At 39.6% G+C, this 22,504-nt stretch carries 13 protein-coding genes; 4 read left to right on the forward strand and 9 right to left on the reverse strand.

The features are described from left to right. Positions 1-47: 47 nt before the first annotated feature. Both ACG94X_RS00905 and ACG94X_RS00910 read right to left on the reverse strand, forming a co-directional pair. Positions 48-1,415 carry an ATP-binding protein gene (locus ACG94X_RS00905; RefSeq protein WP_419381858.1) on the reverse strand — a complete coding sequence of 456 codons (1,368 nt, stop codon included), beginning with the start codon at positions 1,413-1,415 and terminating at the stop codon, positions 48-50. A 27-nt stretch (positions 1,416-1,442) separates the two neighbouring features. Continuing rightward, positions 1,443-2,936, reverse strand: a complete 1,494-nt coding sequence (locus tag ACG94X_RS00910) for a UvrD-helicase domain-containing protein (RefSeq protein WP_419381859.1) — start codon at positions 2,934-2,936, stop codon at positions 1,443-1,445. A 262-nt stretch (positions 2,937-3,198) separates the two neighbouring features. Between ACG94X_RS00910 and ACG94X_RS00915 the strand changes: the two genes are divergently transcribed. Then, the gene (locus tag ACG94X_RS00915) at positions 3,199-5,379 is read left to right on the forward strand and encodes a PhoX family protein (protein ID WP_419381860.1); all 2,181 of its coding nucleotides are present in this window, start codon (positions 3,199-3,201) and stop codon (positions 5,377-5,379) included. Between the two features lie 76 nt (positions 5,380-5,455). Here the strand turns inward: ACG94X_RS00915 and hisIE are convergent, their stop codons facing one another. The 6 genes from hisIE to ACG94X_RS00945 form a co-directional block, all read right to left on the reverse strand. Then, positions 5,456-6,253, reverse strand: a complete 798-nt coding sequence (gene hisIE / locus ACG94X_RS00920; protein WP_419381861.1) for a bifunctional phosphoribosyl-AMP cyclohydrolase/phosphoribosyl-ATP diphosphatase HisIE — start codon at positions 6,251-6,253, stop codon at positions 5,456-5,458. A 209-nt stretch (positions 6,254-6,462) separates the two neighbouring features. After that, positions 6,463-7,803, reverse strand: a complete 1,341-nt coding sequence (locus ACG94X_RS00925; RefSeq protein ID WP_419381862.1) for an FAD-dependent oxidoreductase — start codon at positions 7,801-7,803, stop codon at positions 6,463-6,465. 182 nt (positions 7,804-7,985) lie between these two features. After that, on the reverse strand, positions 7,986-9,605 hold the full coding sequence (locus ACG94X_RS00930; RefSeq protein ID WP_419381863.1) for an ABC1 kinase family protein: 1,620 nt from the start codon (positions 9,603-9,605) through the stop codon (positions 7,986-7,988). 6 nt (positions 9,606-9,611) lie between these two features. Beyond that, entirely contained in the window at positions 9,612-10,319 is a 708-nt protein-coding gene (locus ACG94X_RS00935) for a ubiquinone biosynthesis accessory factor UbiJ (protein WP_419381864.1), read from the reverse strand. A 53-nt stretch (positions 10,320-10,372) separates the two neighbouring features. Continuing rightward, on the reverse strand, positions 10,373-11,317 hold the full coding sequence (gene ubiE / locus ACG94X_RS00940) for a bifunctional demethylmenaquinone methyltransferase/2-methoxy-6-polyprenyl-1,4-benzoquinol methylase UbiE (protein ID WP_419381865.1): 945 nt from the start codon (positions 11,315-11,317) through the stop codon (positions 10,373-10,375). A gap of 150 nt (positions 11,318-11,467) precedes the next feature. After that, entirely contained in the window at positions 11,468-12,175 is a 708-nt protein-coding gene (locus tag ACG94X_RS00945; RefSeq protein WP_419381866.1) for a DUF8198 family protein, read from the reverse strand. Between the two features lie 279 nt (positions 12,176-12,454). Between ACG94X_RS00945 and pap the strand changes: the two genes are divergently transcribed. Continuing rightward, positions 12,455-13,873, forward strand: a complete 1,419-nt coding sequence (gene pap / locus ACG94X_RS00950) for a polyphosphate:AMP phosphotransferase (RefSeq protein ID WP_419381867.1) — start codon at positions 12,455-12,457, stop codon at positions 13,871-13,873. A 274-nt stretch (positions 13,874-14,147) separates the two neighbouring features. On the opposite strand, the gene ACG94X_RS00955 is transcribed toward pap, so the two are convergent. After that, positions 14,148-14,660: a hypothetical protein gene (locus ACG94X_RS00955; protein ID WP_419381868.1), complete on the reverse strand. Its 513-nt coding sequence runs from the start codon at positions 14,658-14,660 to the stop codon at positions 14,148-14,150. Positions 14,661-14,907: 247 nt separating this feature from the next. Here ACG94X_RS00955 and ACG94X_RS00960 point away from each other — a divergent pair, with 247 nt between their 5' ends. Beyond that, positions 14,908-18,720, forward strand: coding sequence for an exodeoxyribonuclease V subunit gamma (locus ACG94X_RS00960; RefSeq protein ID WP_419381869.1), 3,813 nt, complete (start codon positions 14,908-14,910; stop codon positions 18,718-18,720). Between the two features lie 2 nt (positions 18,721-18,722). Next, positions 18,723-22,484 (forward strand): UvrD-helicase domain-containing protein, encoded by a 3,762-nt coding sequence (locus ACG94X_RS00965; protein ID WP_419381870.1) that lies wholly within the window; start codon positions 18,723-18,725, stop codon positions 22,482-22,484. Positions 22,485-22,504 lie beyond the last annotated feature (20 nt).

Raw genomic sequence — 22,504 nt, forward strand, 5'->3', positions numbered from 1 at the left:
ACTTGTATCGCTGCTATCTATTTTACTCATTTGATCTGTTGAGATCTTTACAATAGCGGTTCATGGGATGATAAATCATCACCCGATTGAATTAAGCGTTTTAATTCCATTTGTTGTTCTTCGGTCAAGTGTTGAAATTGCTGAAACATTTGCTGTGCATTGTTTTGCTGAATGTTGGGTTCAAGTAACTCTTGTTCAGTTGTCTCAGGTAAATTTTTCAATAAATTTTCGTAAATATGTTGATATTCTTGCCAAGCAGAATTGATTTTAATTTCATGTAATTGTTTATTTTCTAACTGAAAACATTGATATTCATCGGCTTGTTCAAGTAGTTCTGTGTGGCTACTCGATGCAATAATTTGTAAGCGAGGAAATGCCGTTCGCATACGGTCTAATATCATCAGAATGGAGTGTTGGTCTAAACCTGCATCAATTTGATCAATCAGCAAAATTCCATCGCCCTCTGTACATGGATATAAACTCATCGGGTTAAGTAGACACATACGCCGGACAATATCACCGACTAACCCAATCCAATTTTTTAGTGTATTGGACAGTTGCTGATAGCTCAGTGTTTGGTTTTTATAAGTCACCATCAGTTGTAGCCGAGGTTGATATTCTAAATAAAGATCAGAAACTTCGGGAATAACGATTTTAAGCGTAGTTTTTAACGCCTGTAAACTGGGTGCATGTAATTGTGAATGTGCTTGGGAAAATATACTTTGTAGGTCGGGTGCAGTTCGATTAGCGAGATCTTTATGCTGTAAAATTTTCTGAAAAAGTTGTGCTGTTTGGGCATTTTCAATATCGCAAATTTCTCTCAACCATTCAAAAAAACGTGTAAAAGTGGTGTAGGAAATTGTTGCCAATTCATAAGCATTATGCGCTTGTAAAACTAAAGGATTATTTTTACTGAGAATGTTGATGTCATTAACAAAACGTTCAGCTGGGTAGTAAGCAAGTAAGGGTAGACCTTGCATCGGATCATTTTTAAGAACTTGATTATATAGCGTGGTTAATTGTTCTAATTGTTGTAATTCAATTTTGCTAATGCCCACACCGCTTGCATTTAAAGTTTTAAATAATTGCCAACTACAACTTTGTAGATCTGTTTCAGCGGGTGCAGCACTTTCAGGTAATCTGCCAATATCGATAGGAATAGTTACCTGAACATCAATTTTGGATTGAACACGGTCGATCATAATATCTTGATCAAGCATGACCACACCAGGCGTGCGTAAATCTTTTAGACGTGCTGGAAACCAAGTTAAAGCTTGGTAAATATTTTTAATAATCGCAGTCTTGCCAGATGCTTGATCACCAATAAATAGGGTGATTGGCTTTTTTTCATCAAAGTTAATTTTTAAATCGGCAAAATGGTAAGTATGGCGAAAATGGATGGATTGTAGTTTCATAGGACACCTGCAAAGAAAACTACAGTGTTATGCAGTCGCTTTATTTTTAAATGGCGTTTTTAGTTTAAGTTGTTGTACCAAATCATAGATATGGTGGATATTTAAGCTCATTTTAGCACGAGTACATGCAACATATAAAAGTCTTAATTCTTCATCACTTATTTTATGTTCTAAACCATTAATTTTAAATTGATAATCATCTTCTATATGGACACGATTCCACTCTAAACCTTTGGCTTTATGGGCTGTGGAAATAACATAATCCGCTTGTTCTATCGGGGTGATTTTAGCGAGTGCTCTTTTCAGTGGTTCTGTACCGTGATCATCGACCAATTTTACTAAGGGTTTGATGTCACTACCATCATTGGTTTCACAATATTCATGTACATCATGCCATGAATTAAACCATGCTAATTCAGGTACATCGACCACACGTTTGCCCTGTTTGAGTAAACTTGCTGCATCGACAAAGCGGTTGAGTTTGACATGATCGGCTTGCAAACTCACTTTATCACCTTGAACCAATCCAGAGAGTAGGAGTTCCATCGCTCGAGCATTGGTACGACATAAAATCGCATCACGCATTTTAGTATGAGGTTTATTTACCACGCTGGACTTCATGTCTGGATTGCCCAATAGTGGAACGGTTTCGTCTAGTGCACCGAGTAGATGATTGGCGACATCTGCAATTGCATCACCAAAACGGAATGAAGTCGTTAGGCGAGATTCTGGTAAAGGCATTTGTTGCATGGCATTTACCGCACCACGCCATGCGTAAATTTGTTGATGTGCATCACCCACATAGATCACTTGGGTGCTGCGTTGACGTAATAAAATTCCTAACATTAATGGGTCAGCATCTTGCGCCTCATCAAAAAGCACATAATCCGCAGGAATGTGAGGCTCCGATAATGCCCAGAGTTTCAGGTAAATATCATGTCCAATACCTGCTTGATGATTCTGATCAATTGATTCTAACCAGCGTCTTTCTACCGCAGGGTAAAGGTGTTTTTGTAATGAATCAACATCGTCTGGATGCAACCAACTCGGTGCTTGAATATGACGTGGAGCAGGGTATTGTGAGCTGGTAGAACAAAAATAACTGACCGCATTTGCTACTAAACTCGCCAAACGGCTTGGCATGAGCAGATATTTTTCATAACGACCACCCATTAATCGTCTGAGCGTAATCGGTTCTAATCGATACTCTTTGGCAATAAAACTTGGGCTTAAACGAGGTAAGCGTAATTTATCGGTCACACCTCTTTGAACGCTGCGAAATGCCAGCGAGTGGAAGGTGCGACAGTCTACATTTTGATGAAATTTATTCTGTGCTTCAGTAGCAATTGCCTTATTAAAAGCCAAATACATCCCACGGCGATTCGGCATTGCATCGCTAATCAACTGTAAAGTTGTGGTTTTACCTGTGCCAGCATAGGCAATCACTTTAAAAGATTGCCCTTTTTCTGCTTCTGCAATTGCAAAACTTTGTTCTATGGTCGGTGTAAAAGAATAAGGCACAGCGTTATGAAATCTTATAAGTTGAAAATTTAATATGACGCTGAGTATAGCAACATTTGTTCAGTGCTAGGGTGAAATCTGACTCGTTATTGTTTGAAACATGAATATGAGAATAAGCGATGGGGTATCTGTATAATTTTTATCATCATATGAATTTTTTAAGTTTTTGACTTTAAAATGACTTAAAAGTGAAATCTAATTGTCATGGCATGTTTTTAAACTCGTGTAGGGAAAAATTCTAAAATTAAATTGGAAAATCTACATGACAAATTCAGCCAACCAACACACACGCCGTGAAGTTATTAAATGGTTAGCCAGCATTCCTTTTCTGCCACTTGGGGCAATGGCAACTTCAGCAACATTAGCAGGTTGTAATGATAGTAATAATGATACGGTTGTTCAGCCACCTATAAATCCTATCAAATTAAAATCTGCAACATTTACCTCTATGGATGCGCCAACAACGGTTGCCTTAATGGCGACTACAGCATGTACTTCTAAGTTATCAATCAATTGGGATGATGGTAGTAAAACAGATTACCAATTGGGTTATAAGTCATTCTTTCTAACAGGAACGGATGTTCCAGATGGCAAAGGCGGAAAAATTATTGCGGGTGGTTACTATGATATTAATAATAAACCGATTATAGATCGATCAGTTGCAGGTAAAGAACGTCAATTTTTCTCAGATTGCCCAGACGGCAGCTCTTTAATTAGTTTTAAACAAGCTACAGGAAAAGATTTTACCGATGCTGATAAGAAAGCATTGGGTGTAACAGGTAATCCAGTTTTCCATGTGGTGCAGTTTGAGTATCTTTCTAAAGACCAAGCAGGCGGTGATACTTACGGTAAATTATCATCACCAATTGCGGTACTGACTTTAGATCAAGATCCTAAAACAGGTCATTTAACATTAATCAAATATCATAATGTAGATACTTCAAGCGCACATGGACTTTGGATTACTTGTGGTGCAAGTCTTTCACCGTGGGGAACGCATCTTTCCAGTGAAGAATATGAGCCAGATGCATTTGACCAAAAACTAGGTCAAACAGCTGCAACACTGAAAGCATTTAGTAAAAATATTTATGGTGATGAAACTTCAGCAAACCCATATAATTACGGACATTTACCTGAAATTACAGTCAAAGCCGATGGTACTGGTTCGGTTAAAAAGCACTATTGTTTAGGTCGTATTTCACATGAATTGGTACAAGTTTTCCCAGACAATCGCACGGTTTTGATGGGCGATGACTATACCAATGGTGGTTTATTCATGTTCATTGCAGATAAAGAAAAGGATTTATCCGCAGGTACTTTGTACGTTGCTAAATTTACAACGCAATTAACCGATACCACAGCTGGTAAAATTTCTTGGATCTATTTGGGTCATGCAACCAGTGCGGAAATTGAGAATTTAATTAAAAGTGGGATTAAAGGCACTGATATTTTCAACTCAATATTACAAATCAGTAAATACCCAACGGATGCAATTGCAAATGAGAAGCAAGCGATTGATGCGACGAGTCCAACAACTGAACAAAAAACCTTAGCTGATGCTGCAAAAGCACGTTTGAAAACTCAGCAAGCGGCACAAAAAGCAGATTTAGAAGCGCAAGGTTTCAAATTTACGTATCTAAGCAAAATAGGTGTTTATCTTAAGTTAAAAGACAACAGCGATAAGACAAAACTTGCTGCTGCATTCCTTGAAACACACCGTTATGCAGCATTTGTGGGTGCATCAATGGCGTTGACCAAGAATGAAGGAACGACCGTTAATATTGCAGATAAAAAAGCATATTCTGCATTGGCAAACATTGTCGATTCTATGGTTGAAGGCGGTAGTGGTTATTTGGCTGAACATAATGTCAAATTTCCTAAAATTACTGCAGGCGGTATTTTAGAACATAAATTAACAGGCGGTCAGAAAGATAGTACAAATGTTGCAATGAACAGTGACTGGGTTCCAAGTGAATCAAGCTTACTGTTAAAAGGTGTCGATATTAGTTTTGACAGTTTCGGAAATACGGCTGATCCGACTAAAATCGCCAGTCCTGATAATTTAAAGTATTCTGAAAAACTGCGCTCATTGTTTATTGGTGAAGATTCGGGCAACCATTTGAATAACTATTTATGGGCTTATAATGTAGACACCAAGAAGTTAGAGCGAGTTTTATCTGCTCCAGCAGGTGCGGAATCTACTGGCTTACATGCTGTCGATGAAGTGAATGGCTGGACGTATATTATGAGCAACTTCCAACACCCTGGTGATGAATGGAATCGTTTCTATAAAGATAATGCAGATGGCTCACGTAGTGGTTTAAGTACCAGTTTACTTGCAGATCTTGATAAAGCGATTAATACCAACTACAACAATAAATTTGCAGCAGCAGTCGGTTATATTACGGCTGACCCGATTGCACCATCAATTGAGAAAAAATAATTTTCAGGCTGATTATTTCAGTGCTATCGTTAAAAAACCATGCATATGCATGGTTTTTTAGTTCTATTTATTTGAATCAATGATCACGATTGGCTTTTTCTACTAAGCCTGAAAGCCCTTGACGGCGTGCCAGTTCATTCAATACCAATTGCACATCTAGATCAAAATAACCAAGCATAACAATGGTATGAAACCATAAGTCGGCAACTTCATAGATTAAGTCATTCTTATTTTCTGCATTGGCTTCAGTTTTAAAGTCTTTTGCTGCAATTACGGTTTCAAAACTTTCTTCAGCAATTTTTTCCAAAATTTTGTTTAAGCCTTTGTGATAAAGCTTTGCGATATAAGAAGAATCAGGATTTGCCGCTTTACGCTCCGCCATCATCTTGCCTAAATAATTCAGGACTTCAACTTGTTCAGATTGGGCCGTGGATGCATTCATTGCCAATGTATGTGGGTTGGTTGATGCTTTTTCAGCAGATTTATCAGCATAAATCGAATCTGGATTTTTGAGCTGAGCATCGACAATTTCCCAACCGTTTGCTGTGAGTTTACGGTAGAAACAAGACTCACGACCTGTGTGACAAGCGATGCCGCCATGTTGTTCGATTTGCAATACAATTACGTCTGCATCGCAGTCTAAACGAATTTCATGAACAGTTTGAAAATGTCCAGATTCTTCGCCTTTAAACCATAGTTTATTGCGTGAACGTGAGAAATAAACACCACGATTTTTTTCAGCAGTCAGTTGTAATGCTTCACGGTTCATCCAGGCCACCATCAAAACACGTCCAGTTTGATGATGTTGTGCAATAGCAGGAATAAGTCCTTGTTCGTTAAATTTTACTTCATCGAGCCATTGCATATTGTTCATTGGATTTCACCACAGTAGTTAATTGATAGAGCGCTACGTTGAAATAGTCGCGGATTATAGTTTACGTGATTTGAAGGAAGTTTGGGCAAGGTTACATTGTATTTATTGCTTATTATTTTCTTATCAGTTCATTTTTCCATCCTAAAATCCGTTCATCAATCCATTTTAAATCGTATATTTATTTTAAATTCCACGTTGAAAATCGCTATTTAAAGATGTGTTTTTTTATTATTTTTTGCAATATTTTCATAGTCCATTTGACTAAACATACCCGATTTCAAACCTGAAACAGTAATTGCCATTTCCTTGCGGAAGTAGGGAATACGGTACATCCATGAAAAAGTCAGGTCACGAAAAGCACCTGCCCACCATAAATCGGACTGATATAGCGGTGTGAGTAAACGGCTTAGAAATTGATAAAATGCCGTCGAACTTTGGCGATGCTGATGGTAGTTCTGCCAAAGTTGAGCATAATCCAACGATTCATTATTTTGTAAATGAGAGCTTCGAGCAGATTCAACCGCCTGACTGAGTGCCCAAGCATCCAATAGTGCCATATTTGCGCCTTGCCCCAATTGTGGACTCATGGCATGTGCGGCATCTCCAATGACACCAATTCGACCTTCGCCAAATTTCGACATCACCACATCACGGTAATGTGCTGTCAGCCATTGTTGCTTATCTTCAGGTTCAGCAATCACCTGTTCAAGCCAGTCAGCAGCAGGCTTCCATCGTTTTGCAATGTCTTTGAGCCAGTCTGAACGTGATGTATTGTCCTGTAAAAAATGATCAAGCTGATGACTTGGTAAACTCCAGAATACACTTGAAAGTCTTTGGTTGGGAGCCGTTGGTACAGCACCTGTAGGCAGAATACCCATCATAATTTTAGAGCGATCATGAAATTGATGCAAAATTTTGCTTTCTAGTTCAAGACATTCGGGAACAATGGTCCATTTTGCACCCCATGGGTAGGCTTTATCTACCTTAACCCATTGCGGTGGTCGAAGTGTGCTGCGCGCTCCATTGGCAATGATCACAGCATCAAAACTATCATCAAAAGAAGCATTCAAAACAGTATCAAAAGCTTGTTGATGATTTTGGGTATTTTCAGTGCCAGAGACTCGAATTTCATTGCTCGATTCTTCAAGTCGTTGAATATCCGTGTGCATTCGCCATGTGATATGTTCAGGGTATTCACGGCATTTTTTTTCAAGGACATGGCACAGTGTAGCTCGGTGTATGCCGATACCGTAAAAATCGGGGTGTGCTTGATGGTAGTGGCTATTGACTAGCAGCTGCCCACTTGGCAGTTGTCCTTCCAGTCCTGTGACGACTGCACCGAGTTTCAGTGCGTCTTCTAATACGCCTAAGTGTTCAAATACAGCTAAGCCAGAAGGTTGTAAGAGTAAGCCTGCGCCAACAGGATCGAGTTGGTGTACTTTTTCAAATATTGTGACGTGGATGTTTTGTCGTGCGAGTAGGATTGCGGCTGCGAGTCCTGCTGTTCCTGCACCGATAATGGCGAAGTGAGGTGAATGATTTTTTTTCATTTATTGGAATGGATATTTTTAATTGTTGTAAATTTAACAAATTAAGTCAGTTTAGCAAGTAAATTTAGATATTACTGCGTAACATCAGTTTAATAATTTAAAAGCTCTGTGCTGAGTAAGAACGCTCCACGGCGACATTGTTGTCACCGTCGAGATCGCTAATAGCTTTATTTAATTTCACGTTATTTGGCAATCCGCCAAACTGCTAAAATACTTGCCAATATAATCAGTACAATAGACACATACCACGGTGCAATAATGGCAATTGACAATAAAATTGCCATAATGCTACCAAACATCCAACTACGTTTTTGTTGATGTTCAACTTCTAAACGCATCATTTGTAATTCATGTAATTGTTTGGCATGCCATGTAGACTGGTTTTTCAGACCATTTAAACTGTCAATCATCAGCGTAGGAAAGTCCTGCGCACCGAGTAGTAAATCTGGAATTTTTTGTCCGAGTTCTTTTAGGTTTTTCTGCGGGTTCATCTGTGCTTTGACCCATTCACTTAGAATCGGTTTAGCCAGTTTCCAAATATCCAGTTCAGGGTATAAATCAGTTCCTAAACCTTCTACATGCACCAATGTTTTTAATAACAACATTAATTGTGGTGGAATTTCGAGATGGAAGCGGCGGGCGATATCCATCACTTGAATTAAGATCCCTGCAAAGTCCAATTCATGCATTGGTTTAGAGACCATTGGCCCAACTGTGCGACGCATTTCACGAGCTAAAGCATCTTGATCTGTTCCCGGTGCAATCCAATTAGCTTGATGCACAATTTGAATCAGTTGCATGAAATCGCTATTCATCACAGCCAATAACATACGAGCAACGGTCATCTGATCTTGCTTAGATAGCTCGCCCATAATGGCGCAGTCAAGTGCAATATAACGTGGCTTTGTCGGATTTAGCGTTTCAACAAAGACATTTCCAGGGTGCATATCTGCATGGAAGAAGTTGTCACGGAACACTTGTGTAAAGAAGATGATTAAACCTTTTTCGGCAAGATCTTGACGGTTCATGCCAAGTCTTTCAAAAGTCTCAATATCTGAAATGGGTACGCCAGTAATGCGTTCTGCCACCAGAACATCTTTGCTGTCCATATACATTTCAGGCACGTACATCATGCTTGAGCCTGTGAAGTAATGGCGCATACGGCGGGTGTTGTCTGCTTCTAGCGTCAGATCCAGTTCATTTAAAATGACTTGACGGTAGCTCTGAATAATTTCAGACAGATGCAGCGCACGTGCTGCTTCAAGGCGTTTTTCAAGACTCGCCCCAAGCCATTGCAGAATTTCAAAATCCTGCAAAATCTGACTACGAATATCTGGACGAGTGACTTTAACCACTACTTCACGACCATCATGCAGAGCAGCCGTGTGCACCTGTGCAATAGATGCTGCTGCTAAAGGCGTATCATCAAAACGAGCAAACAATGTAGAAATATTGGCTTTCAGCGATTGTTCAATACGTGTCTTGGCAACATCTGAATCAAAAGGTTTTACCCGATCTTGTAATAGTACAAGTTGCTGTAAAAGCTCAGGTGGAATTAAATCACGACGAGTTGAAAGCAACTGACCGAGCTTAATTGCCAAAGGCCCCATTTCCTCTAAAGCTTCTTTGAGCTTAAGTGGGTTTTTCCGTTCTTTGCTCGACCATGCTTTCGGGTGTAGACGAATCAAAGCCATGGCATGACGGGCTTTTTCAGGTAACTCTTCCGCAGGAACCAGTGTGTCGAGTCTATAGTGAGCGGCAATGCCCCAAAGTTCGAATAAACGGGTAATGTGCGGAATCATAAATGGTTATACCTGATGTTGATCTTGGGAATTGGAGCTGATGACGTCTGAGCTTTTTTTGTCAGAGTTTAGCTTAGATTGTAATTGCTGGACTTTGGCTTCAAGACGGTCAATATTTTGATTCAATTGACGGGTGTCCTGTTGCAGATCATCCATTTGCCAACGTGGGGCGAATAAGCCTGTATCTTCTTTTAGAAAATCTTCGGCAAAAAATAGATGACTTTGTAATGAACGTTTCAAATGCTTCGGCGCAAGTTGAATTTTTGCAATCTCATGTGCCAAAGTAGGTCCAATCCACGGACTGAGCTGTGACGCTAAATCAGGTTCAGTCTGTTGGATGATACGTTGAATATCCTGCAACAGGTGATAATCACCCTGCAAAGGAATATTACCAATATCATCACTGACTAAAAGTTTAATCAGCTCAATCACATTTGTTACGTGTAATGTCGCTGTTGCTTCTGAAATTGCTGTTTGCTGATCGAAAGGACGCTGTTCAAAAATAGAAGCTGTTTCACTTTTACCTGTGACCGTTGGTTCTAAGCGGACTTTATTTTCATCGAAATAAACATCAACCGACAATTGCGGTGTATCAATCACTACACGCAGCATTTTGCCTTGTAATGCATTGAACTGAATGCGAGTAATCGCATCCAGATTAATGAAATGATGGATGATTTTTTCAACTGCACCTAGCGCAAGAATTGACCACATAATTCAGCCTATATGCTCTGTTGTCGTGAAAAATTAGATTTTAAAAACACGGGTTACAGTTTAAAGCCACGATGAACTGCAACAATACCACCTGTTAAATTGTGGTAATCCGTATTTTGGAAACCCGCGTTTTCCATCATGCCTTTGAGCGTACGCTGATCTGGATGCATACGAATTGATTCAGCTAAATATTTATAACTTTCTGAGTCATTTGCAACAATTTTACCCATGAAAGGTAAAGCGGTAAATGAATAAAAGTCATAGAGTTTTGAGAATGGTTCAAATATAGGTTTTGAAAATTCTAAAATAAGTAAACGACCACCCGGCTTAAGTACACGGTACATTGCCGCCAGTGCTGCATCTTTATCAGTCACGTTACGTAAACCAAAGCTGATGGTTAAAAGATCAAAACTGTTGTCTGCAAATGGTTCTAAAGTTTCCGCATTTGCAAGGACGAAATCGACATTGGTACAGCCCGCATCGAGTAAACGATCACGACCGACGTTCAGCATCGATTCATTAATATCGGATAATACAACATGACCTGTAGGCCCGACTTCACGACTAAATACTTTGGCTAAATCACCTGTACCGCCTGCAATATCAAGCACATGCTGACCACGGCGTACACCTGACATGTTAATTGCAAAGCGTTTCCATAAACGGTGAATACCAAAGGACATCAAATCATTCATGATGTCGTATTTGCTTGCAACCGAGTGGAATACTTCGGCAACTTTCTGTGCTTTATCATCACTGCTAATGGTTTGATAGCCGAAGTGTGTAGTTGCACCGACGTTACCTGTATTGGCACCGCGTGGCAGATTATATTTTGGCACTGTACTTGAAACTGGAGTATCGGTCTGCGGTTGTTGTAATGATTGTTGCTGACCTTGAGGTGTGCCCTGAGGTAAAGGTTCTGTTAAGAATGGACTCACTTTGTCTGTATTGGTTGCCGACTCAGTAGGTGCGGTAGGCTGTTGGTTTTCATTCGACATTTGAGTCACTCCTGAACACAAAAATTAGAAATCTTGTAGTGCGTTGCATGATGACAGATTCTACGAATTTTTGCAGTCATCATCATGCAATTGTAATGAATAATATACGGAAAATAATATGAGCGGATTGCTAACACGTTATCGACATTATCATATTTCAAATGGATTTATTTTTCCTGAATGCACATTTTCTACAATTATCCGTTCTTTGGCAGTAAATTCGTGAATAAATTTTGCTGCAGATTTCATAGGTTTCATTGCCACAAAGCCTTCGCCAATAAAGTCGTACATCAGTTCAAAATGATATTTAGCAGCTGTTCCTCTGCACATTTTAAATGCTGTGTGCATGATGAATGAACGCATATATTTATCCAATGCACCGCCTAAGTCATCCAATAGTCCCAGTTGCTCTAATCGTAATTGTTGCTGATCAAGCTTGATCAGCGTCTGACACATTATGTCATTATCAATTTTTTGCGTCACGGGGAAGTCTTGAAGCAACTGTGCAGCAACCTGTTCATCAAGTTGCATGGCTAAAACAGCCAATCCAACTGATTTCAAGCCAGTTTTAATCGCATTTTCAGGAATGATTTTTTCGGCTTTATGGGCATACTTCAGTAAACGTTCAATTTGCAATGCCAGATCATCAAACTCTGGCCCACCATAAAGACGATTCATGAAATACTTTGCCATCAGCACATTTTCTTTTTGGCTAAATGATTCTTCGTGGGTCTTTTGAATACGGGTTTTTAGCCAGTCCTGTGCTTCATGCAATTTGTTTTTTAAAACAGGATCTGTGTGATAGCTTAATTGCTGATATTGTTCTAAAAGTTGATCTAATGCGGCAAGTTTAGACATATAAAGACTCGGAAAATCTATTTTTTAAAAGCATAAAGAGAGTTTAACGGTATCTCTATGACAAAAATATAAAAACAATCATAAATAATGGTCAGTTTAATTTTTTATTTAGTGAAAAAACAGCAACTTCTTTCATAAAGTTTCTTTTTTATGTCTATGAAGAAGAATACAAGGAGGCTGTAAATAATGGAACAAGCCAACTCATTTTGTACAGAAAAGATATCGTTGCTCAAATTGAAATGCGTATACTCAATGAAAACCTGAGCCTATGTGAAGCAGATGATTACACAAGAATTACAATTCGCTTTAAGAGATGAAGAAGAACTTTCAGTTGACCTGATTGAAGCACAGTATGCGCTAAAAAATAGCCGGGATAAAACCAATGGCAAAAGTCTGGTGATCTTGGTCAGTGGCATAGAATTAGCTGGCAAAGGTGAAGCTGTTAAGCAACTGCGTGAATGGGTTGATCCACGTTATTTAAGGGTTAAAGCTGATCCTGCACACTTATTTACCGAAAAGCAGACCTTTTGGCAGCCTTATTCACGGTTTATACCTGCCGAAGGACAGATTCAGGTGTTTTTTGGTAATTGGTATAGTGATCTGTTGGCGACAGCGATGCATGTGTCCAAACCATTAGATGATACTTTGTTCGATGCTTATATTGAAAACATGCGCGCGTTTGAACAGGATTTAAAAAATAATCATGTTGATGTGATTAAAGTTTGGTTTGATTTACCGTGGAAAAATCTGCAAAAGCGTTTGGATGATATTGATGGTTTAGAACAGCGTTGGCATAAACTTTTTGGATTGGATTGGCGCAATAAAAAGCAATACGACACGATACAAAAACTACGTCAGCGCTTTACAGATGATTGGTTTGTCATTGATTGTGAAGATAAAGCGCTGCGTGATCAGCAATTTGCACAACATATTCTGGAAGCATTGAAGCAACTGCCAAGACATAAAACTGCTGTGCGGACAAAGTGGAAACAGGCAGCGGTTCCAGAAGCATTACTGAATCCATCGACAGAAGTGTTGGACGAAGATGATTACAAAGCGGAATTAAAAAAACTGACTAAAAAAGTTTCGGATGCCCTGCGTAATGATTCTCGCAATATCATCATCACTTTTGAAGGAATGGATGCGGCGGGTAAGGGCGGTGCGATTAAACGTATTGTGAAAAAACTCGACCCACGTGAGTATGAAATTCATACCATTGCTGCACCTGAGCAATTTGAACTACGTCGTCCATATTTGTGGCGTTTTTGGACAAAACTCACCGAAACACATGAAATCACGATTTTTGACCGTACTTGGTATGGGCGTGTTTTAGTGGAACGAATTGAAGGTTTTGCCAAGCCACTGGAGTGGCAACGTGCTTATGATGAAATTAATCGTTTTGAAAAAGACTTAACTGATAATCAAACTGTATTAATTAAGTTCTGGCTTGCGATTAGCAAAGATGAACAGGAAGCACGTTTTAAAGCGCGTGAGCAGACACCCCATAAGCGTTTTAAAATTACAGCAGATGATTGGCGCAATCGAGGGCATTGGGATGAATATTTAAATGCTGCCGCAGATATGTTTGAACGTACTAATACCAATTATGCGCCATGGCATATTGTGGCAACCAACGATAAATATTCGGCACGGATTCAAGTGCTTAAAGCGATTTTAAAGCAGTTAAAAGTGGATTGATGGAATTAAAAATATTGATGCCATGAGTCATTTAATTTGCGCTTTTAAGTCCCTTTTTTTATACCAAATATGATTCAAGAATGAGAAATATATTTCGTAAGTGGACGAGGGGACGTTTCAATAGAAACTCTCTCTTGCAGAACTTTATCGCTCATCCGTTAAAAGGACGGGGTGATTCTCAAATGAATAGTGTTCAAAAAGTCATTGATGAAATAGCTTTATGGTTCGGGCATGAAAAAGCGGATTTAAAATCCGCTTTTCTCAAATATTCAATTTAAGAATATTTGACCACACTTGCTTGTTGTTTTTGATGAATATTTTTTGCCAGTTTATAGCATTCTTCTACATGCGCTTCTGAGACTTTTTTCATCACAATGTAGCCTAAACTTGCAGCAATAATTGACCCACCAAGTGGGATAAATTTAATGACTTGTTTGGTAATGACTTTGGCTGCAATATTATTTAAAGATGATTTGACAGCAGTACGGGCAACCACTAAGCCTGAAAACTCAAAACCACGTTTACGCAGTTCATTCCAATGGATTTTTTTGGTTTCAGGGTCATACACAGTAATCTGTTCAGGCGCTAAACCAAAACGAGCACTAATTTCAGGAATTAAAAATGACAACATGCCCACGTCAATCACGACATCAAAAAAAGGCACTGGAACCACTGCCGCACCTGCCGAAACATAAGAGCGCTTTTTGACAAGTTCTAGGCAGTCTTCACGAATTTGTTCTAAATTTAAATTGGGGTCAATCGACTCTGGAATTTTATCAATTTTCATAAAAAGTTACCTGAAAAGTTGCGGATAACAAGCATTTGGGATTTATTCTAGATAAAGCATGACAAAGCTTGTTTTTTCGAAAGTTTTTGTTGATGTATAATCTAAAAATGCCACACTCGGATTAAGATGTATAGTGCTGAATGTTTGTGTTTTTGTGCATTTTTTCAAAATTTAATTGTATATCCGACAATATGAAAAAATGAATCTAAGTACGGAATTCAAAAGCTGAAAAAAGAGTAGAGGGAATATGGCGATTCATGTGATTCAAAGCCAGCGCATTGATGTGCTGGTGCAGGGCGTACTACAAAATACCATCAAGCCATCCCCCCATCCTCTAGCGGTTTTAAAGACCCAACATTTTATTGTGCCCAGTCCTGCGGTACAGGAATGGCTGACCCAAAAAATTGCTGAGCAACAGGGTATTAGTGCCAACAGCCAATTTCATCATCGGATTCGTGGTTTTCAATGGTTTGCCTATCAACAAATTTTGGACAATAAAGATAAAGTTCGTAAAGCCAATATTCCGCGTTTAATTATGAAATGGCGGATTTATCAGACTTTAAAAGGTTTTATCGAAGCAGATGAAAATAATTTAAATCTAGAACATCCCTTACATTCGATTATTCAGCGTATTTACGATGCGGCTTCACAGCTAGAAAATGGTCTGGAAAAACAACTTAAAAAGCAAAGTATGTTGTATTGGGTGTCTGAACAAGTCTCGAAATTATTCAGTAACTATATGCTTTATCGTGGTGATTGTACTCGTGGTTGTGAGGGTGACTGTACGTGTCAGGGCAACTGGCTCAGTCAATGGGGGCAGGGACGTGAACTGGATATTGAACAGCAATTTTTTAAGACAGGGCAACAGGTTTCAGAATTCAATCTGACACAAGCACAGCAATTGGAGGCATGGCAAAGATGGTTGTGGCAGGAAACATTTCACGCCGATTTTATTGAAATGCAAAGTATTGATGATGATTTTTGGCAAATCATGGATGATGATGTCAAACGTGTAGAAGCTTTAAAAAAACTACCGTCAAAGCTCATCGTTTTTACTTTGCTCGACTTGCCACCTAGTCAATTACAGTTTTTAAGACGTTTAGGACAATATTTGGATGTGGTGATCTTACATTACAATCCATCACAGGAATATTGGGCAGACAGTGTCGATCCAAACTGGAAAAAACAATACGATTTAAGGGTGAAAGAGCGCTTTATTGCCAAAAATCCAAAAGCTTCTGATGACGATATTCAAGGATTTTTTGATGCCTTTACTTTAAATTTTAATGCAGAAGTTCGTGAGTCTCGTCATCCTTTATTAACTCGCTTTGGTAAGCAGGCACGTGATCATTTTTCTATTTTATCCAGTTTATCTTCAGGTGAAGAAGGACAATGGGTCGATGCTTTTGTCGATGAAGAGCCGAGCAATTTATTAACCAAGTTACAGTCTGATATTCTCTATTTGGTTGAGCCTGAAGTTCATGCTTATCCGATTGATCAGAATGATGATTCTATTCAGGTTCATGTCTGCCATTCCACGCTCAGACAACTGGAAGTGCTTAAAGAGCAGTTAATACATTGGCTTTCGCAAAGTAAGTCAAACAATCCGCATCGTCCGAGTGATGTATTGGTTTTAGTGCCCAGTTTAAGCGAAGTCGAACCGCTCATTCGCAGCGTTTTTCCACATGCACCTAATCAGGATGGCGTATATTTGCCTGTAAAAATTGCAGGGGTGACGCAGTTAGATGCTGCCAACGCATGGCGTGCAGTAGTTGGTCGCATCAACTTTGTACAAGGGCGTTTTACGGTTGAAGACTTTGCTGATTGGCTGAGTTTGAATGCAACTCAGATTCGTTATGGGTTGGATTTTAATAGTACGGAACGCATCATTCTCTTGCTTGTTCAGGCAGGTTTTAAGCGTGGGCTAGATGCAGCACATTTACAGCGTAGTTTAAGTCAGGGTGATGATGATTACCGTTTTAGTCTGAAGTTTGCACTGGATCGACTGGCTTTAGGGATCGCCATTCCTGAACATGCCTTGTTTGATGGAACACTGAGCTATGCACAGGTTTTGCCTGCCGATTTTGAACTGATCAGCACTTTAATTCAGATTTATCAGGATTTTGCTTTACGCCGTGACTGGATGATTGCGCATGAACAATCAACATCCTCGGTCAACAATTCACACAGTAATCGACACAATCTTCAGAACAATAATGAACAGCACAATCTGAATGCTGAAACGTGGCTGAATCGCTTACTCAAAGACATCGGCGAGTTTGAACAGGCAGGTGTGGAGTCATTAAAAAGCGTACGTGAAATTGTTAAAAAGCAGGAACGAATGCTAACCCTTGCCAATTTCTATGATGATGCAGATGACCCAACCTTAAAAATGCTGCGTAATATTCGTCTGCCGTTGCCTTATTTGCTTAATGAAATTCAGGGTACGCTCGACAGTCAGATTGATTCGGCATTGCCAACAGGGCAGATCACATTTAGTCAGATTGGGCAGATTCGTCCTTTGCCGTATAAGTTGATTGTGATGCTGAGTTTGGATAGTGGTAAATTTCCAAATCGGAGTGGTACGTTGCCTTTTGATCTGATGCAACTCTTACGTCCACAACTGGGTGATCGTTCCCGTCTTGAAGATGATCAGGGTGCATTTTTGGATGCGCTATTGTTGGCTCAGGAAAATCTGTGGCTGTTTTATAATGGTTTTGATGTCAGCGATGGCGAAGTTCGTGAACCTTCAAGTGTGTTACAAGAGTTGATAACGCATATTGCACTGATCAGTAAAACAACGCATCCAAATTTTCAAAATATTGATGGACAAGATGAACATCCATATACAGCTTCTGAATCAACATTAAGTGAGGCAGATGCTTTAATTTCGTTACAGGGCATTGAAGTCCCTGAACAAATTCAATCGCTGTATTATGTGCATAGTTTGCAACCGTTTGATCCGATTGGTTTTGAATCTACGAATATTATTCGCTATCAGGATCAGTGGTTTAAGGTTGCACAGCAGATTCGTCAGGTAGATGGTCAGTCTGAGCGTGAAGCGTGGGCAAATGTCCCTTATCAGCGGGAACAGGATACTGTCACCATCCTCGATTCTGGACAATGGATTCAGGATGTGACTTTCCCTGCACGACTCTATTTAAAAACATTAGGTGTGGAAAATTTACGTGCCGAAGATATTCCTGCCAATGAGGAACCGTTAATTTTAGATGGTTTAGGGCGTTATGCTATTCGTGATTTTTTACAAAAACAGTATCAACCGACATCGACAGATTTAAGTGCGACTACAATTGAATTGGATGCAGAACTTTTGCAGGATCAATTACCTGTCGGCAAAGTACAGCACAGTGCATGGCAAATGAGTTTGGCGGAACAACAGAATTTAAAGAGCCGTTTAAAGTTGTATGCACCTGAAGTGACTGGGACGACACAACAGCAATGGCGCATACAGCCCGATTTAACGATGAATCTGACTGTGCCAAAAAATGAAGTGAGCGATTGGGTCAGTCTAGATGCTTCAAGTGGACGTGCTAAACGCAGAGCCAAAGTCTGGCTCGAATATTTACTGTGGTTGAGTTATCGCAAACTAGACGATGAGCAATCGGTAAAATTGCGTCGTATTGCAGTGTTTAGTGATCACACTATTCTTTGTACGGGTGTAACTTCAACGCAGGCGCAGGACTATTTATTGTCATGGTTTAAAGCGTATACGCATGCTCAGCAGCAGCCTTTAGTTTTACCTGCGGCATTGTTGTTACAGCTTGCAGAAAAAGGCAAAGCGCTAGAGTGGGAAAGTGATGAGTTTGGACATAAAACCATTGCCAATTTTTCAGATGTTTTAAAAGAATGGAATGCAGACTCTGCACGATTTATGTCGTCTTTTTCTGTGGAAGAGAATGAAGCGACCAAATATCATCGGGATTGGCAATTTATTTTGCAAGAACAGGATGCAAAAGCTTTACTGAAAGATGCCTGTGACAGATTTGCCCATGAACTGTATCAACCCATTTATCAGTATCAATATGCGGTGGAGGAATAATTATGGGTGATTCTATTATCTCTCTTCCGACAGCGTCTACAAAACAGGTGTCTATTCAACCGATTGCAGATATGCAGTTTCATGGTTTACATTGGATTGAAGCTTCGGCAGGTACAGGAAAAACCTATACGCTGTCGAGTTTGATGGTACGCATTTTTTTAGAAAAATATTTACCTAATCAGGTAATTGCGACTACATTTACTCGCAAAGCATCAGCTGAACTGAAAAGCCGAATTCGTGCGCGACTGGTCGAAACACATCGTTATTTTGATAGCTGCAGAAGTCTGACCGAGCAGGAAGTTTTAGCCAAAGCAGATGTAGAAGCCGATCCTTTGTTTGCTAAAGTTTTAAAAACCTTTGCGACACAAATTGCCTATGCCTGTGAGCGTTTAAAATTGGTGATTGATCAGCTTGATGAACTTTTTGTTGGGACTTTGGACAGCTTTAGTCAGAAGCTCTTGCGTGAATTTGCCTTTGAAAGTGGTAAAATTGAACGTGCTGAAATTACCGATGATGCAAAAAGTTATAGCTATCAACTGATTCACGATGTTTTGCGTGAATGGATTCAGCAGCAACCGCAGAACATTATTGATTATTTATTACTAAATAAAAAACTCAAATCGCAGGATGCCTATGTCGGCGTGGTGGAAAATAGCCTAAATTTCGCATCGGCAAAGTTTCAAGCCATTCCACAGCCTGAGATTGATTTTGCACAATTCTCCACAGAAATCGAAGCTTTAGTACAGTTGGATTTAACTCAAATTAGTACATTGTCAGAATACTATTTGCCCGAAGGTCAATACAATGCTGTTGTGGCGAAAAAGTGGCGTGATGATGGAAAAATGCAACGCTTGCTCACAGAAACTTTGCCAGCATTTATTCAAGCCGTGCAGCAACAAGGTGCATACGCATTATTCGCTTCACAACATGCATCGACATTAAAACTACTGACTGAATTAAGCACTAAAAAAGTCATGAATAAATGTGCGGAAGATGTTTTGGCAGGCTTTGAAAATCATCCACTGATCAAGTCCTTGCGTCAATTTATTGAATCCATGCAAATGCTAACCATCGACTTGGATATTTTGGATAGTTATTTGCAATTTCATTTGGCGAGTGAAGTCAAAAAGCGTTTACCACAAGTCTTACAGCAAAAAGGTGAAACTACGTTTGCACAGCAAATTCGCACACTAGCGGAAGCTTTACAAGGTGAGCAAGGGCAGCGTTTTGCAGCCTATGTACATGCTCGTTATCCCTTAATTTTGGTTGATGAATTTCAGGATACCAATCAGGATCAGGATGATATGTTGGCGCAGATTTGGCGACATCCATGTCGGGTCAAACAGGGCTGTATGATCATGGTTGGTGACCGTAAACAGGCAATTTACGGCTTCCGTGGTGGCGATATGCTGACCTTCTTAAAGGCGCATCAGGATGTGTTTGGGCAAGAAGGTAAAGCTTACAATCTCATTCAAAATCATCGTTCTGTAAAACCGTTGGTCGAAGTAGTTGATGCCCTATTTCAGCGACAACCTGATTTTGGAGAACAGGTGATTTATACCCCTGTTCAGGCAGGTGATCGCCCACATCCACAACTTATTGATAAAGGCATTACCAATCCACAACCTTTAAGGTGGATTCAACTTTTGGATAAAAATACCGAAGCGGAACAAGTGTCATGGAAAATCCGTGATCTGCTTAATCAGGGTATCCATAAAACTTTGTATTTTGAAGAAAAAACTGGCGCTCGTTTTATTGATGAAAATGATATTGCCATTCTGTCTAAAAACCACGATGGACTAGATAAGGTACAGTCAGCACTCGAATTTTTAGGTGTTCGTACCAGTCGACCATCGAAAAAAAGTGTCTTTGAAAGTCAGATTGCCAAAGATGTTGGCGCATTGCTCACTGCAATTTTACACCCTTATGATGAAGCGAAAATCAAACGGGCATTGCTCAGTCGAATGCTCGGTTTTAACCTACAACAGTTAATGCAACTAGAACAACATACCGATGGTTTGAGTGGCTATATTGAACAGTTCGATCAAATTCGGGAAATATGGTTGAACCAAGGATTCCTGACCGCTTGGCAATATGTGCTGACACAGTTTGATGTATGGAAAAAACTGGTGAATAAACAGAGCCGTGACAATGAACGAGTGGTGGTCAATTTACGTCATCTGACCGAATTGCTCAGTCAGCATAGTGAAGATTATCAGGGTGCACAGAATCTGTTCCACTGGTATTTAAAACAACTGACCTCACCCATGCAACGTGAGTGGGAAATGGAGCGCAAGCTGTCGAATGAGGCAGGTGTGCAATTCATGACCATTCATCAATCTAAAGGTTTAGAGTTTAAATTTGTCTTTTTACTGGGGGCAGATAAAGACTTTAAAGAGATGAATAAAACCCTAAATTTTTCCACGCTTGAACAGATGAATAGTCAAACTGGGCAGATGGAAACACAGCGAGTGGTGGCTGTTAATGATAAAAATATTCTCGAACAAAGTGCAATAGATCAGCATGATGAACGAGCTTTGGCGGAGCATCATCGGCTTTGGTATGTCGCGCTGACCCGTGCGAGTTATCGGGTTTATGCCATGTTGTCCGATGAAAAGGAAAAATCAACAACAGGCCTGGCATTCTGGCGTGGTCATGGGATGAATGTTTTTCAACATGTAGGCAGTGTGATTGAGCCATTATTGACTGAAAGACCAATGTATTTTGAAGTAGAAAGAACTGAAAAATTATTTCCTTTAAATGCAGAGGAATTTCCTCAGCAGCGGTTTTATCCAAGAGGAAAAACAAGTTTTAGTGCTTTGGCGCAGCATTTAAGCCGCAAACAAATTCAGGATGCTTTGGCAGTAGCAGAACAAGATATAGATCGTGCAGAAGATGAAATTCAGACAATACTGCAACCATCCGCAACGCATATTTTAAATGAGGATGATGCTCCATCTGAACCAATTATGTGGATCAAATCCAACTTTCCAATGGGAACAGTGGCAGGAAATTTCCTGCATGAAATTTTTGAACATATCGATTTTAAAGATTCTGAATGGTGGCATTTGGAAATTCATCGTCGCTTTAAAAATGACTATGCAATGCTTCGAACAGAATTATTGGAGAAGTATCAGACTGCTTTTCCTATGGATGAGTTACCTGAAGAAACCTTAATTGCATGGATGTCAGATTGGTTGCGAGATGTGTTGAATACACCGATTCATCAACAATTTAAACTTGGTACACTTTTGCCGCATGAACATTTGGCAGAATTTCCATTCTATCTTGCGTTGTCAGATCGAGTATTGGCAATTCAACGGATTCACCAATTGTTTGCCGAGTATGGTATTGCCATGCCTGAGTTTAAGGAAGCCAACTCCGCTCGCTATTTAAAAGGTGAAATTGACTTGGTGTTTTTTGATGGTCAGCAGTACCACATTGCCGATTATAAAAGTAATTTCCTTGGTGCATATCAGCAAAACTATCATGCAGATGCTGTAAAAGAAAGTATGTCACATGCCAGTTATTGGTTGCAGGCTTCACTTTATCTTGTTGCTTTACATCGTTATTTAAAAGTGACGTTGCAGGGCTATGATATTGAAAACGATTTAGGCGGTGCAAGCTATTTATATCTACGTGGCATGAATGGTCAGGCGGAACAGGGCTATTTTTATTGGCGTCCTAAGACGGAATTTATTCTACGATTAGATGCAATTCTTGGTTATTTTTCTGAGGATGCATTGGTGGATAAATCTGCTTAATTTTTTTGAAAATGAATGAA

It is taken from the genome of Acinetobacter psychrotolerans (assembly GCF_048552595.1).
In the GTDB taxonomy this organism is placed as follows: Bacteria; Pseudomonadota; Gammaproteobacteria; order Pseudomonadales; family Moraxellaceae; genus Acinetobacter.